We start from the raw sequence: 15,599 nt of genomic DNA, 5'->3' as shown, positions 1-15,599 counted from the left end.
AAGTTATTCATACACCCCTAGCTTGATTAATCTTAGACCACAGATTGGGCAGATGAACTTACCAATTCTTGAATCTGCTTTGGAGTCAATTCCTGCACATTACGCAAAACTACTGCTGCTCCTGCTGCTATTAGTGTCTCACTGTATGCATCACTACGCGGTGCTGTTTCCTGGACATGAGGCGGTAAAACCCCCACTCCAATCCAAGTGTGAGCAGAATCTAGATTCCGCGCTTTCTCGACGGTATACATATCTGCTACCGTATCTCCTACATAGACGATCGCTAATCTTTGCTCAATTCCATTATCTAACTGACGAACTGTGGCAAAAAGCCCTGTGGGATCAGGTTTACCTGGCGCATCTTCCATCGCAATCAACACCGGAGATTCTAAGCCGAGGCGTTTTTGCAATACATAGTTAGCAGAAGCACGAGTTGCACCGCTAAAAAATCCCCAAGCAATCCCGGCTTGGGTAAGTTGTTCTAAATAGCTAGGTTGTAATAATAAAGGTTCATTACAGATATACCCAGTAAAATTATTTGGGTCTATCCCACGGTAGCGTGATTGAAAAAAAGCCACGATCGCACTGTAATCTAGTTGCAGTTGTTCGCGGCTCTGTTTTTGGGTTTCAAAGTAGCGATAAATTAATTCTTGGGATGCTTCCCAATCGTTATTCCACAAGCCTTCAGACTTGAGTTGGTCAATATCTAGTGGGGTTGGCCGATATGCTTGGGTAGTAAAATATTCTACGGTATCTGCGAGCGCCCGGTGATAGGAACCGCTAACATCGCGCACAACGCCATCAATATCGAAAACAACGATCGCTTTTGCAGAAATTGGTTGAGTCATGGGTAGAGAGGAAAAGAGTTTTATAGAACCCATTTGATATCTGTCAACCCCAGATTATCACCAAAATCCAATTTGAACTCTCAGCCAAACCATCAAAAGCTGAAAAAGAAGCTACTGGAAAATCTGGCTTTGTGTGAGGCGAAACTGCACTAAGTTGGTTCGGACAATGAACAGTTGGCGATGGCGTAAACTCTGCACTTACTCCACCAGGGTTTTGGTTTGATTGGGTGCATAGGTAATCTTGCCACCATTAAAATATTTGTCTTCCAGCGCTTTAATATTCTCCGCCGCTTTATAAGCTGCTTCTAGAACCTGAAGGTGCCTACGATTTAACCATTGATTCCATTGATTAAGATTGAGTGGATTGAAATTCATATTGTTTAGGTTAAAATTCTATCTAGTACAACAAGGCAAAATTAAAAATTAAATAAGTCGGAAGGACGCTCTCTACGAGACGCTGTGCGAACGCGGACTCGCTACCGCTGCGCTAACGGAAGTACAGTTTTGTAACGGGGATTTAGAACAAGACTTACATACTTGCTTATTTTTTGAACCGGGGGACTTAAACCCACCGAATTTGGTAAAAAGTAAAAAGAAAGAATACTTAAACCACGTTTATTTTGAAACCTATAGTTCTTCGGTGATGAAAAGGATTTGCCCTCATCCCCCAAGCCCTTATTCAAAATTTGGGATTCGGGGAGCGAATTTCAAAGTCCCTCTCCCAAGCTTGGGAGAGGGATTTAGGGTGAGGGCGAAAACTACAGTTCTCAACTTAGATAACGCGATGTGCAACTTATCCTTGGAACCCCACTTCCATTCCTCTCCCCCACTCCTGAGAGGCTTTGATTCTTGCTCCCCAACGCTAGTAGGGAAGGGGTTGGGGGTTAGGTCTGAGAGAAAGTTGCACACGGCGTTAGATAAGGTTTAATTATTTACGAACTAATCCTTGGGGAAATCCTGGTGGTAGCGACATGACGAAATAGACCTTGACTGGTTCATCCCGATTTGAGTTCTTCACATAAGATGTACTTAGAAACGGACGATATTGAGTCTGGTGAGCAAGATATACTTTCATGAAAGCTGTAGTAAAAGCCTGAAGATGAATGCGTCCCAATTCTGGGTCACGTCCAGAGAAACTGTTAGAAGATGGTAAAATTACGCTACTGACACCAGCAATCAAGTCAAAATGAGTTCCTTTGTCACCAATACCCAAATACTTGTCTTTGGTAGTCAACCAGGAAAATGCTTGTACTTGTTCCAACAAGACGGGAGTAACCGTGTCTGAGGCTCCACCAGCAATGACTACAGGAATTTCGATTCGGCTCATACCTGCTTGCCCAAGAATACTACTAGTAATTGGATTCAGAGCAATCACAGCTTTAACTCGGCGATCGCGTAAATCTAGGTTACTTAAGTTTTGTTGTATCTGTTCATAATCAGGAGAATTTTTTCCCAGTGCTAAAGCACGACACTGCAACAACAACGACATATTGACCGAATCAGATTCAGATTTACAATCTTTGTGCAACTGATTAATATTGATGCGTGCGCCAGCTAAGACTAAGGCTGTGTAACCACCGAAAGATTGTCCAATCACACCGACTTGTTGAACGTTGATTTTTCCTTGTAGCCAGGGATCAGATGTTGAACGCTGTTCTAATTGATTAAGTACAAACGTTACGTCTAAAGGTCGGTCAATTAATTCTGTGTCTGCAAATACTTGTTGGCTTTTCCCTGTGAGTAGTGCTTCCATTTGGAGAGAATCACTACCAGGATGGTCAGGAACAACAACAGCAAATCCATATGATGCTAAATTTTCTGCCAAGTAAGCAAAGCTATCGCGATCGGAACCTAGTCCATGAGAAATGACTACAACTGGTGCAGGTGTTTGACTTTGAGGTAAATAAATATCGGTTTGAATGACTCTATTTTTAATACTTCCAGTCAGGGATTTACGATTAGTATCCACAAAGGCGATCGTTCTTTTTTCCCAAGAAAACGATCCTGACTTGTTGTATAACTCCGGTAATTTTGAGATATCTACAGGTGGTTCAGTCGATGCTTCTATATTAGACTCTTGCTCAATTACAGAGAGAGCTTGACTTGTCTCCTTGTTCAGAGTAGAAAGTTTATTCATCAGTGCGAAAAGCTCTTGGGAGTTAATCCGAATACTCTGTGAAGGGAAGTAGCGCATCGTATTCAGGAGTGTTAATCCCTCTGGATCAGCCGCCGCTAGAATCAACGCCGCACGAATTGCATAAAAACCGTTTTGTCTGGAATCTGTTTGAATCAATTCACCCGCAGATTTTAACATCGATTCTCCAATTTCTGAATAGAGAAATTGAGAGACTGCTACGGGACTTAATTTTTGTTTTTCAGTCAAAACCTGACGTAGTTGAGCAATATCCTCTGGTTTGAGGTACTTTTTATAAGATGCTAGTTGACTGCTAATTTTACCTTCTTGAGCATAAGTTTTTAAATCAGTAACAGGAAGAGAAAATTCTAAAAGACTGTAAGAAAATTTTATTTGTTCAGCACCGAGAGCTGGCATCATTCCTATACTCAACAGCCCGATAGTGGTACCGACCCAAGAAGGAATTTTAAGTTTCATAGCATCGTGTGAATGAGTAATATGAATCACAAACAGACTCGTGTCTTCTAAAGCACGAGCAGTACTTGTATAGAAATGGTATTGGAAATCAAGCTTGAGAGCGATCGCATCCCAATCGCTTTCAAGAAACAAACCAGTACAACACGGCGTAAATAAACCAACCATTTAAAATAGCCAGAAAGCTTACAAAATAAGCATTCTTTCTTTTTACTTTTGCCTTCTTGTACTAGTAGTCCACCACACCAACTTTGATGGGTGAATAAGTTCGTAGTTAGGACTTTAGTCCTTAATTTGAGCGCTTTAGCGCTCACTACAAACCAAGCATTGTTGACTTGGCGGACTACTAGAAGGAAAAAGGATTTGACTTGTTTGTTTCATTTGTAGCGTGTGGTGCGCCGCTCTCAAACAGTTAAGCAGGGGCATCTCCCTGAAACTTGACGACTGTTCCTTGACTCTTTCCATTCAAAGAGGCTAATTCCCCAGATGGAGTAGGTTCAGGCGATTGGGGTGGCTTACCTTTAGAGCCAAAGTCTGTGAGGTTTTTGACCACTACATAAAGGACAGGCACCAGCAGCAGGCTCATGATCACGGAGATAAATAACCCACCAAACACCGCCGTACCAAGGGACGAACGGCTAGCTGCACCAGCTCCAGATGACAGTACTAGGGGAAGGAACCCACAGAGGGCGGCAATTGTGGTCATTAAAATCGGGCGGAACCGTTGTTCAACTGCATGGAGTGCAGCCTGGGTGATCGTCATTCCTTTCTCTCGCGATTGGTTGGCAAATTCTACAATCAAAATCGCATTTTTACTCGCCAGACCAATCAACATCACCAATGCCACCTGACAGTACAAATCGTTGACCAATCCGCGCACTGAGACGAATAACAGAGCGCCTAAAATCGCAAAGGGTACGGTCAGCAAGATGATGATTGGGTCGATGTAATTTTCGTACTGAGCCGCTAAAATCAGAAACACGGCCACAATACCGAGACCAAACAGCAAGATGGCTTGTCCGCCAGATTTGGTTTCTTCGCTGGAAATCCCTGTCCAGTCGTAACCCAGACCGGGCTGCTCAATCTCCTTAAAGGTCTGCTGCATCGCCGCAATTGCTTGCCCAGAACTGTAACCGGGGGCAGCATTGCCTTGAATTTTGATCGAGCGGAATAAGTTGAAGTGGCTGATTGTTTGCGGCCCTGTAATGGGAGTCACTTTTGCAACTTCATTCAGTAGCACCAGATTACCACTTCGGGAACGAACATTAATTTGACCAATATCGTCTGGAGAGTTCCGAAACTGTTCATCTGCTTGGATATATACCCGGTAGCTGCGCTGGGAGAAGATAAAATCGTTGACATACTGCCCGCCCATGTAAGCGCCCAGGGTATTCATTGCCTCACTAAAATCGACATTGAGGGCTTCTAAGCGATCGCGGTTAATGTCAATCTGGTACTGGGGGGTGCTGGCGGTGAATTGAGTGAACACTTGGTGTAAGGCGGGGTTCTGATTGGCTTTGGCAATTATTTGTTGCGCGATCGCCAGAAATTGATCGATACTCAGTTGTCCGTTGGTGCGGTCTTGAAGTTGAAATTCAAAGCCACCCGTTACCCCATAGCCAGAGACGGCGGGTAGGTTGGAGGTGAAGATCAACGCATCTTGATTTTGGCCAAAGATCCCATTCAGCCGTTGCACGATCGCCTTCACCGAATGTTCCTCACCCTGGCGCTCTTTCCAATCTTTCAGCTTAAAGAAAAACGTCCCCTGATTGGGTCCATTGCCATTCAGACCAAAGCCGGCAATGACGAGAGAGGTTTCCATCTCCGGCACTTCTTTTTGCAGGGTTTGAGACACAGTCTTAACAACTTTTTCGGTGGAGGCCAGGGAGACACCATCGGGAGCCTGAATCAAACCGACAATAATACCTTGATCTTCATCTGGCACAAATCCACTGGGGACGGAAATATATATAAACGCCGTTGCTGCCAGTCCGAGGATAAATAGCCCCAGCACGAACATCCGGATGCGGATCAGGAACTTGGTCAGACGCTCGTATTGCTCCAGTACCCAGCTAAAGCCCCGGTTGAACTGACGAAAGAACCAGCCTAGCGGACCTCGCCCTTCACCTTCGGTATGATGCAAGAACAGTCCAGACATACTGGGGGTAAAACTCAGGGCATTGAATAAAGAAATGCTGATGGAGAAGATAATGACCAGTGCGAACTGCCGATACATGATACCGGTCGCCCCTGGAAAAAAGGACACCGGGATAAATACCGCTATCAACACCAAGGAGGTGGCAATCACTGCCCCTGAAAGCTCCCCCATCGCCTCAAAAGCAGCTTGTCGTCGGTCTAAACCTTGTTCCATTTTAGCAGCAATCCCCTCGACGACGATGATCGCATCGTCTACCACCAAACCTGTTGCCAGTACCAATCCAAACATGGTCAACGTGTTGAGCGAGAAGCCCAGAAGATAGGCAAAGGCCAATGCACCAATCAGGGATACAGGAATAGCGATCGCCGGAATGATTGTCGCCCGCCAATCTTGCAAAAAGACAAAAATCACCAGCACCACTAAGGCGATCGCTTCCATCAGCGTCTTGACCACTTCTTCAATTGAGACTTCGACAAACTTGGTGGTGTCGTAGGCGATGACGGCTTTCAACCCGGGCGGAAAGTTTTTCTCTAGCTCTGCAATCTGGGCTTCTACGGCTTTGGCAGTATTTAGCGCATTGCTGCCGGGAAGTTGATAGATCAACATGGCGGCACCCGCTTTGCCCTGTACCAGTGCCGAAGTTGTATAGTCCTGTGCGCCTAACTCGGCTCGTCCTACATCCTTAAGTTTAACTAGCGTCCCGTCAGTTTCGCTCTTCAGTACCAGGTTCTCGAATTCCTTAACATCTTTTAATCTACTATTGATGCGGAGCGGGAAATTAGATTTCTGATCCGTCTTCGTGGGCGCTTGACCAATGGAGCCTACCCCCACCTGAACATTCTGAGAAGTTAGCGCACTGCTAACATCTGTTGCTGTCAAACCCCTACTGGCTAAAGCATTTGGGTCAAGCCACAACCGCATCGCATACTCGCGTTCCCCAACCAGTCTGGTATCTCCTACACCAGGGACGCGCTTGATGGCATCGGTGATGTAAAGGTCAACATAGTTACTCAAAAAGATGTTGTCATACTCGCTATTTTCGGCATAGAAGCCATAAACTAGGAGAATGCTGTTGGAACGCGCTAAGGTAGTTAACCCAGTTTGCTGCACAGACTCAGGTAGCGTTGGTTCAGCGATCGCAGCTCGATTCTGCACATTAACTTGGTCAATGTTGCGGTTACTCTCTGGGTCAAACTGAGTTGAAATGGTGCTGGAGCCGTCATTACCACTGGTTGAAGTCATGTACTGCATCCCCTCAACCCCGTTTACTTGCCGCTCAATCACGGTTGATACAGTATCTTCAACGGTTTGGGCATCTGCACCAATATAAGTGCTGGTGGTTTGCACCTGAATGGGTGCAATTTCCGGTAAGTTGTTGATCGGCAGCAAGGGAATACAGATACCACCAATCAGCAAGATTAAGAGGGTGCAAACCGTTGATAAAACAGGTCGCTTGATAAAGGTGTCTGCGATCGACATGATGATTAACTCTCAAGAAATACAGGGAATGGGGAGTAGGGAGTGAGGAGTGGGGGAAGAAAGATGTTTGTTTCACTCCTGGCAGGTGGTGCGCCGCCTGTCGGCCGCTTCTAAGGTTGTGGTTGAACGGGGACACCATCGCGCAGTTTGAGAATGTTAGATACCGCTAGGCGATCGCCTGGTTTAATTCCTTCTAAAATGGGATAAGCATCGCTTTGCACTTCACCCAACTTCACAGGTTTTTGATGCACTACGAATTGTGGTTTTTGTTTTGACTTGTCTTCTTCCACCACCTTTTTCTTTGACTTGTCTTCTTCCACCACATAGACAAAACTCTGTCCACCAATGCGATTCACCACTTGAGTCGGAATCAAAATCCCCGCCTGCTGGCTCCAGATAATCCGGGCGCGAACATATTGCCCATCTCGCAATTTGCCATTTGAATTAGCAAATCGGGCTTTGACTAAAATAGATTGGGCAGCTGTAGTTACTTGCGGCGAAATAAAGTTAATACTGCCAGTAGTTAGACGCTTACCTGTGTTGGCATCCAGTAGCTCTACAGGTAATCCCCGACGCAGTTGAGCCGCATTATTGGACGGCACTGAAATTCGCATATCCTGGATATCGTTTTTGGTAATCGTGGTTAAGGTTCCCCCAGCACTCACGTAATCGCCTACTTTGACTAAGAAATCGCCAACGATCCCATCAAGCGGTGCAAGCACCTGCTTCTGCTTCAGATTCACTTGATTTGAGGCAACTTGAGCCTGGGCTTGCTGGACGTTCGATAGTGCCTGATTGACACTTGCTTGGCTCGCATTTACCTGCTTTTTAGCAGCATTTAGGGTGGCGATCGCTGCATCTATGTTATTTTTAGCAATATCGAGTTCTTGCCTTGCCTGTGCGCCTTCTGTTACAAGCATCTTGGTTCGCTGGAACTGCACTTGCTGTAATTTCACATCTGCGGCGGCTTTAACTTGATTGGCTTGTTGTTGTTCAAGTTGTGCCTGAGCGGTTACTACAGCCGCCCGATTGGAGTTAACCGTAGCAATGGCGCTGGAGACATTGGCTGTAGTCTGATCCAAACTTAAAGATAGAATCGGCGTTCCCTTGCTGACGCGATCGCCACTGGCTACAAATATACGTTCGATTCGCCCTTGAATTTGCGGCTGAAGCGAAACGCGTTCCTGGGCTTCTAATGTGCCAACAAACTCGGAGGTAGATTGAACTTGACTCGATTCAACAGTCTGCACCTTAACCGGAAGAGGCGGTGGCGCTTTTGCTGGTGGGGCTTTTCGGTTGCCTAATAATTGCCAGCCCACAAAGCCCCCACCCCCAATTAGCAGAACTGCCAGTATGACCCAAAGCCATGTCTTGCGCTGTACCGGGGGTTTAGAAGCGGTTTCTTCAGTATTGATCGGATCTGTTGAGACTGTTGCTAAGACTGAACCAGAGACGTTTGCAGCACTGTTTTTCAGATCAACAGTTGGCTCAGAAGATACAGATTCAAATGGGCGATCGAGTGACATAAGATATTCAACTCCGTCAGACAATTTTAGATTTTGGATACTTCGACTTCGCTCAGTACAAGTTTTGGATTTTGGATTGACTATTAAGGAATCATTGGTCAAGATTCGTAATTCAGATTAAATCTGGGTTTCCAGGTTTGAATCTGTCGCAAATATTTTTCAAATTGGTATAAATTACACAATTTTCTGACTTACAGAAATGAAGCTTTAGACAATTCTTGACAGGACTTTAATCTCTGCGTTCAGCCGTCATTTGCCAAATTCTTTCTAAGGTTTGAATTTGCCGTAGCCGAATTGCTATTGGTTTATGATGTCTTGTATGCCGTCTGCCAACCCCAACTCCTATACAGAAGAAGATTGCTGCAACACAAAGACAAGCTACAAACAAAAGGTTGCCAGACAAATTATCAACCTGGTTGGGTGAATAGGTGAGGTCAACTTGATCAAGTTGTTCAGTAATTGGAGTTGCAAATTGAGGGCTTGCTGTGAGGTCCGCTGAAGAGAACCTGTTCATACTAGTATGCTTCTCTTAATAATTAGTATTACCAAAGGCTGAAGTTTGCTTTATAAAGTAGTAATCCGCTTCAATATGTCCTCGGTAAACCATCCCGTCCGGTTGATAAAGTTGCGGGCTGGAGTCGGCATGAGTTCGAGATAGGTTGCGAGGCGAATTGCCTGACCCAACTGGCCTTTGATTTCGTAGCGATCGAAGATTTCCACAGCGCTCTGGTGCAGTCCCAATTTCATCAACGTACCGCGCAGATTGACAGTTGCAGGGGTAGGAGATTTCCCAGCAATCAGTGCCTTGATATTATGAGCGATCGCGGCTCCTTGTTGATAGGCAACCTGAGCGTTAGCGGGCTGGAGATTCGACGGATCGATTGTTATGCAGCAATGCATCATACCGGGGACAGATTAACTCCAGTTTGACTTCGCTACTGAGCAGTTCATACAGCAACGGCTTAAAGACGAAGTTCCACGATTGGTCAATCAAAATAATCGGACAGGAATGTAAATCTCTCAGATGCAGTGCTGTGAACAATCCAGCAAAACCACCCCCTAGAATCACAATCGGTAGATCATTATTTGTTTCATCAATCTGTGCTGGCGATCACATAGTTCAACCTCCCTGGGAAAAAATTGGAAAATGCACAATCAGGTGAAATTGTTAGAGATGAGAATCAAATGGCACTAATAAAAGCTCTAAGCTATGCCCTAACTGGTTAAGAGCCTCCAGGCTAGGAACGAGGCGACATAAGTCTTTGGGCTTTACAAGCGTGCCATTCAGCTGAGAATCATTTCGATTTGATTAAATGCTCGTTAGTTGATGTTAGTAATGATGGCTCTGTCAAAAAACACCACAGAGCCTCATTTTGGTTTCGGCTGAGTTAGTCATCAAATACGAAACAGTTTCGTCTTGTCTTAACTTTATCCAAGATAAACAAAACAGTTTTGTCTTGTCAAGGGGGTATGATAGAAATCAGTCAATAGTTGGATGCCCAGCAAACCAGGAAATTAAGTGATGAGTAACCTTAAGAGTGTTGAGCGGGAGTTATCGCCCGAAAAAACTGAAGCGATTCTGCGGGGAGCGATGCAGGAGTTTATCGAGCATGGCTATGCAGGAGCCAGGATCGATAAAATTGTGGCCGCCGCAGGGGTTTCTAAAGCCACAGTTTACCGACGCTTTGCCGATAAGGAGACATTGTTTACCGCCCTAATCCAACGAATGGCAGAGAAAGTAAACTTTTTTGAGCAACAAGACTTTCCCTCATGCGAAGAAGAACCCGTTGTATTCTTGAAACTTCATGCTACAAAAATGCTGAACTGTGCTGCCCAAAACCCGCAAGATATAGCACTTTTCCGAATCGTCATTGGTGAATCAGGTCGCTTTCCAGAACTAGGACGCGCTTTTCTCCAAAATGTTGAGAAACCAAATCTTGATTTTCTCACCCAATACTTTGCTACTCATCCTAAACTTCAGCTTACCGACCCAGAAGTTGCAGCCCGAATGTTTATCGCAACGCTGCTCCATATTGTGACTACGCGAGATTTGCTGCATGGTGGAGATATTATGCCAATAGAGAGCGATCGCCTCATCAATGGCTTGCTCGATCTGATTATTCATCCAAGCCAGAGCGTGAGATGATGACTTCAGCACTCATGAATGTTTGGTCATTTGATAGAGTATTGCGTTAAAATAAGCGATCGCTATCCTAGTTAAGTAATGCCCGGAAATTCCCGGAGGTGTGATTGACCAAGTTTATTTTGAAAATTCTGTGGTTAGACGAAAACGTTGCTCTAGCAGTCGATCAAGTTGTAGGCAAAGGCACCAGTCCTTTAACTAAGTACTTTTTCTGGCCTAGAAATGATGCCTGGGAAGAGTTAAAGAAGGAATTAGAGTCCAAACATTGGATTACTGACGTGGATCGTGTCGAGTTGCTTAACAAAGCGACAGAAGTGATTAACTACTGGCAAGAGGAAGGCAGAAACCGTCCAATGGCAGAAGCTCAGTTGAAATTTCCAGAAGTTGCCTTCACAGGTAGCGCCTGATATGACAAAATTAGCGATCGCGCTGTTCTACAAGCTGCCACAATTTGATAGTCTTGTCCCGGCTGCCACTTGCAATTAATTGTGTAACTTTGCTTACAGCAACAGCAGATACTGAGTCTACATGACCAGAGAGAGTAACAATCTCTTCTGCTGTGCTTATCCTCCAAAGTTTAACTGTTTTGTCGCAACTTGCACTTAGGAGCGTTTCGCCATCGGCACTAAAAGCCACAGCCACCACAGACCAAGAATGGCCTACAAGTGTGCAAATTAGCTGACCAGTGTTTACCTCCCACAATTTAATAGTGTTATCATCACTACCGGTCGCCAAAATTTGACCATCGGGGCTAAAAGCGACTGTCAAAACCGCCCATGCATGACCCGAAAGGGTGCTTAACAAGCTATAGGATGGGCGGTTTTGAAGTTCTTTCTGGGAACTTTCTAATGCAGGTATTTGCCACAAGCGAATTGTTCTGTCATAACTAGCGCTAGCTAAAAGTTTTCCATCGGGACTAAATGCTACTGAATTTACCTGTAATTGGTGTCCAGCTATGGTAGCAATTTCTCTGCCAGTATTTACATCCCAGAGTTTGATTGTCTTATCCCAGCTACCGCTAGCAAGAATCTGCCCATCTGGACTAAAAGCAACTGATTTCACGGCGTGGGAGTGTCCCAATAAGGTGCAGATTTCCTCTAATGTTTCAACCTGCCACAATTTAATAGTTTTATCGTCGCTAGCTGTTGCCAGAATTTGACCATCAGGACTGAAGGTAACTGATTTTACAGCTTGGGAATGTCCTGAGAAGCTAGCTAGGACTTTTTTGGTATTTAAATCCCACAATTTGACGATTTTATCATCACTACCACTGGCCAAAGTGTGACTGTCAGGACTGATGGCAAGGGTGTTCACACTACTCAATGTCCCAGAATGTCCAGTTAGGGTGTGTAAGCATCGCCAAGGAGAATTTGGGATTTTGAGATTTTGAGTTTTACATTCCATACCCATTGCTTGCATAACTTCATCAGCCGATTGAAAGCGGCGGTTAACAGCATTTTGCAGCAGCTTGTCGAGGATTTGCGCCAAGCGTAGACTCTTTGAGTCTTGTCGCCAGACATCGCTAACTTTGGTAGTAAGATATTGTTGCCAGACCCAACAATCATTTGCAATATCAAATAAATCAAAGGGAGGAATCTGGGTAAGTAAGTAAATACAAGTAACACCCAAGCTATATAAATCACTAGCAAAAACTGCTTTTCCTTTCGTTTGCTCTGGTGCAGCGTATTCTGGACTACCGATATTGGTTGCAAATGTTAAGCGATCAATTTCTGTGACGATTTTCGCAGTGGTAAAATCAACTATGACCAAATCCCCCTTTTTGGTAATTGGGGATCTACGGATGATATTGTGGGGTTTAATATCGCGGTGGATGATGTGGCGATCGCTAATAAACTCCAAAACGGGCAACACATCTTCTAACAGTTGCCAAATCTGAGTTTCATTAAAAGCGCCTTCCTCTTCAACCACCTGAGCTAAATTAGTCCCGACAATAAACTCCTGCACTAAATAAAAATGCCCATTCTGTTGAAAATAAGCCAACAAAGTGGGAATTTGGGGATGATTCCCTAATTCCTCTAACTGTTGCGCCTTTTGCTCAAAAGTTTTAAATGTTTCGGATTCGGGCGATAATTCTTGAACGACGCAAGGAATTGGCGGAAACTCACCTTCATCTACAGCCAGGAAGGTTTTGCAGAATCCCCCTTTTCCAATCTGCTTGAGTAAACGATAACGTTCTTGTAACAGCAAAATTTCTCCGCCAGAGTTATAGAGTGGGCATCGTACCATTGGTGTCAAGTTAAGATAAAACGCCTTTAAAACCTCGTTTCCAGTCAGAGACTGGGAACGAGATCATCTTTAAGACAATACGGTTCAGTTAAGCATTTCTTTGTTCTCTCTGCGTCCTTGGCGTTCTTGGCGGTTCGTTAAAAAAATTTACTTTGACAAAGAGTTTTAGCCTTAACCCAAGCGTATTGATCTTTAAGAAGCTTGTTCTAGGCTGGCTTTCACGTTAAGTTGACACCAATGGCATCCTACCCACTTTACAAAAACAGAACTTACGGAAACAATAGCCGAAAAGAATTATTTTCAGGTAGGGGCAATTCATGAATTGCCCCTACCTGATGTTGCTAATGTTGCTTATCCACGGGAAAATTCAGAACTATCGGTGGAAGACCGTTTTCTGCGGTTGGTTCTGCTTTGCTAATTACTGGTTGTGGATGCAAAGGCGTTGGTGTCAATTCACCCTTACCAGCTTGATTCCATAAAATCAGGGATAGTAGTCCATCTACTAAGCCGTTATTGCTGCCGTTACCGTTAACTAAGACATCTGGAATCAAACGGACATGGCGATCGCCGATAATTTGCATCAGTTGCATTGCTGTATAACCTTGGGAACCCAAAGCTTCCACCCCAGCACTGTATGTTTCAGCTTTGGCGTTACCCGTAGCTCGAATCCCTTCAGCCTCAGCCATTGCCCGAAGTTTTGTACCCTCAGCTTCACCGTTCGCCTGCTTAATTTGGGCTTGGGCTTTCAAGTCAGCAATATGTACACTCTGCTCTGATTTCACCATTTCTTGCTGAATATCAGCCAGTGCGGTTTCCCGGACAAGTTGCTGCCGTTGGGTTTGTGCCATCTGCTGGACTTCATAAGTCTTGCGTTCTTCTTCGGCAATTTTCCGATCTGTCTGTGTCTGCATTAGTGATGCTGGTGGCTGAATATCACCAATGAGGGTGTCGATCGCTTGCACGTCATAAGCCCGCAATGCTGTTTTAATATACTCAGCAGCCTCAGTTTGTCGCTCACTCCGAGCAGTCAGAAAGTCTAGTACAGTACAGTTTTGGGCTGAGTTGCGGAAATAATTACCGATGGTCGGTTCTAATACATGGTCTACCAGATTTTGCATTGCACCAACGCGAGAAATTACCTTCGGGGCATCTAAAGCACCCACATGGATAATTTGGGCTACTTCCAAATCAAAGGCAAACCCATCACGCGATCGCACAGTTAGAGAAGCCAGTTTAGCATCATAGCTGTGGCGTTCAGTACGAGCTGACCAGTTTAAGACAATGTTGGTCGTTGGCACTAGTTCAATCTTCATAATCCGGGAGTTAATCGGGTGCTTACCAGGATATAGCGGTTCGACCCACACACCCTTATGTCCCTGATTCACCAAGTTCCCGTGGGTGAAAGCTGCACCACTGACATCTTGATGTGCCTTACCCACGAAAGAAATCACCACACCCACATACCCAATGGGAATTTCTGTCATCGGTACTTGCTCAACCTGCACAAACCAAGGATTCAAGTTCCAAGAACCAGAAAGCAAGGTCTGCTCTTGTAAACCTCGCCGCCCACCTCCATTAATAAATTTCTGACCATTTTGGAAGTTGTCGTGTTCGTCAACTATGGGGCCTGCGAGTTCACCAGCAGAAATTGGTACACCATCTAAAGTAGTAACGATGCCAACTTTGTCAGATGCCAAACTGTACACCCGCAACTGTTCTGGAGTCATGCCATGAGCGCTGGCATTTGATGCCATGATGACTTTAAACAGGGCAGTATTCATCCGGTAGGTACCAGCCGTGAGAAAACCCATTTGCCGCCCTTTTTCCCCGCCTTCGGTGAGGAATTTCCGAGCATCTTGGAAGTTGTCACAACCCACAATTTTACCTAAAATCCGCTCTGGTGGGTTGGATGCTCCATCTGCCGCCACAATCAAAGCGATTTCCCCTTGAGGAACGACAATTACTGATTCTTTCTTTACGGAATATTGCCAAGGCCAGTAGCCCCAGTGCCAACCAGGAGCTAAAGTGTCTGCCTGCAAGCCAGCTTCACCGTTGAGGGCAATCAAACTGCCGGCTGGGAGTCCACGCCCGGAAAGGGTGAATTTCCTCACCACAATGCCAACTTCACGTTCGCCAATAACCACCAGTCCGCCAAAGAATAGGGGGACAAATATGACTAAACCGCCGACAAGTAAGACCGGAACCAGTACAACAGGATTAATTCCAGCAGCTTGATATTGAGTCCTGCTAGTTTGTAACTGGGCAATATTTGGTGTAGTCTGATTTAGCTGGACTGATGCCGAAGTGATTTCTTTGGGAGTAGTTATGTTTACAGAAGTAGCATTAGCAGAGTGAACACTACCAGCTATCGCTAACATTGCTACGATAGATGCTGCAAAACGAGCTACCTTATTTTGTTTACAAGTACCAAGGGAAGAAGAAAAGCTTTTCATAACTTGTGCCCATTTGGGCAACTAATTAGTTAAGTTAACACTTCACCAGGGCAAGCCTTGATTTCTTAAACTTGACGTAATTTTTTTTTTAAATTAATAAACAATTTGTAGGTTGGGCAGTGTCCAACCTACAAAGT

General features: G+C 44.9%; 11 protein-coding genes. 2 read left to right on the top strand and 9 right to left on the bottom strand.

The features are described from left to right. Positions 1-32: 32 nt before the first annotated feature. From V7K97_RS26235 to V7K97_RS26205, 7 genes are all read right to left on the bottom strand, one after another. A complete protein-coding gene (locus tag V7K97_RS26235) occupies positions 33-848 on the bottom strand; it encodes a TIGR01548 family HAD-type hydrolase (RefSeq protein WP_334803908.1) in 816 nt (271 codons plus the stop codon). A 198-nt stretch (positions 849-1,046) separates the two neighbouring features. Beyond that, positions 1,047-1,223, bottom strand: coding sequence for a hypothetical protein (locus V7K97_RS26230; RefSeq protein ID WP_334803907.1), 177 nt, complete (start codon positions 1,221-1,223; stop codon positions 1,047-1,049). Between the two features lie 553 nt (positions 1,224-1,776). After that, positions 1,777-3,624, bottom strand: a complete 1,848-nt coding sequence (locus V7K97_RS26225; RefSeq protein ID WP_334803906.1) for an alpha/beta hydrolase — start codon at positions 3,622-3,624, stop codon at positions 1,777-1,779. 244 nt (positions 3,625-3,868) lie between these two features. After that, positions 3,869-7,093, bottom strand: coding sequence for an efflux RND transporter permease subunit (locus V7K97_RS26220; RefSeq protein ID WP_334803905.1), 3,225 nt, complete (start codon positions 7,091-7,093; stop codon positions 3,869-3,871). Positions 7,094-7,203: 110 nt separating this feature from the next. Further along, positions 7,204-8,619 (bottom strand): efflux RND transporter periplasmic adaptor subunit, encoded by a 1,416-nt coding sequence (locus tag V7K97_RS26215; RefSeq protein WP_334803904.1) that lies wholly within the window; start codon positions 8,617-8,619, stop codon positions 7,204-7,206. A gap of 229 nt (positions 8,620-8,848) precedes the next feature. After that, positions 8,849-9,133 (bottom strand): hypothetical protein, encoded by a 285-nt coding sequence (locus V7K97_RS26210; RefSeq protein WP_334803903.1) that lies wholly within the window; start codon positions 9,131-9,133, stop codon positions 8,849-8,851. A gap of 50 nt (positions 9,134-9,183) precedes the next feature. After that, positions 9,184-9,522, bottom strand: coding sequence for a hypothetical protein (locus V7K97_RS26205; RefSeq protein WP_334803902.1), 339 nt, complete (start codon positions 9,520-9,522; stop codon positions 9,184-9,186). Positions 9,523-10,141: 619 nt separating this feature from the next. Between V7K97_RS26205 and V7K97_RS26200 the strand changes: the two genes are divergently transcribed. Both V7K97_RS26200 and V7K97_RS26195 read left to right on the top strand, forming a co-directional pair. Beyond that, on the top strand, positions 10,142-10,765 hold the full coding sequence (locus tag V7K97_RS26200; RefSeq protein WP_334803901.1) for a TetR/AcrR family transcriptional regulator: 624 nt from the start codon (positions 10,142-10,144) through the stop codon (positions 10,763-10,765). Between the two features lie 104 nt (positions 10,766-10,869). After that, complete coding sequence (locus V7K97_RS26195; RefSeq protein WP_013190996.1) at positions 10,870-11,169, top strand: 30S ribosomal protein PSRP-3; 300 nt, start codon at positions 10,870-10,872, stop codon at positions 11,167-11,169. Between the two features lie 10 nt (positions 11,170-11,179). Here the strand turns inward: V7K97_RS26195 and V7K97_RS26190 are convergent, their stop codons facing one another. Both V7K97_RS26190 and V7K97_RS26185 read right to left on the bottom strand, forming a co-directional pair. Beyond that, positions 11,180-13,009: a serine/threonine-protein kinase gene (locus V7K97_RS26190; protein ID WP_334803900.1), complete on the bottom strand. Its 1,830-nt coding sequence runs from the start codon at positions 13,007-13,009 to the stop codon at positions 11,180-11,182. A 341-nt stretch (positions 13,010-13,350) separates the two neighbouring features. Beyond that, a complete protein-coding gene (locus V7K97_RS26185; RefSeq protein WP_334803899.1) occupies positions 13,351-15,462 on the bottom strand; it encodes an SPFH domain-containing protein in 2,112 nt (703 codons plus the stop codon). Positions 15,463-15,599: the final 137 nt, after the last annotated feature.

Origin of the sequence: Nostoc sp. (genome assembly GCF_036917815.1) — a bacterium.
GTDB lineage: Bacteria > Cyanobacteriota > Cyanobacteriia > Cyanobacteriales > Nostocaceae > Nostoc.
This window is presented reverse-complemented; position numbering and strand designations above follow the sequence as displayed.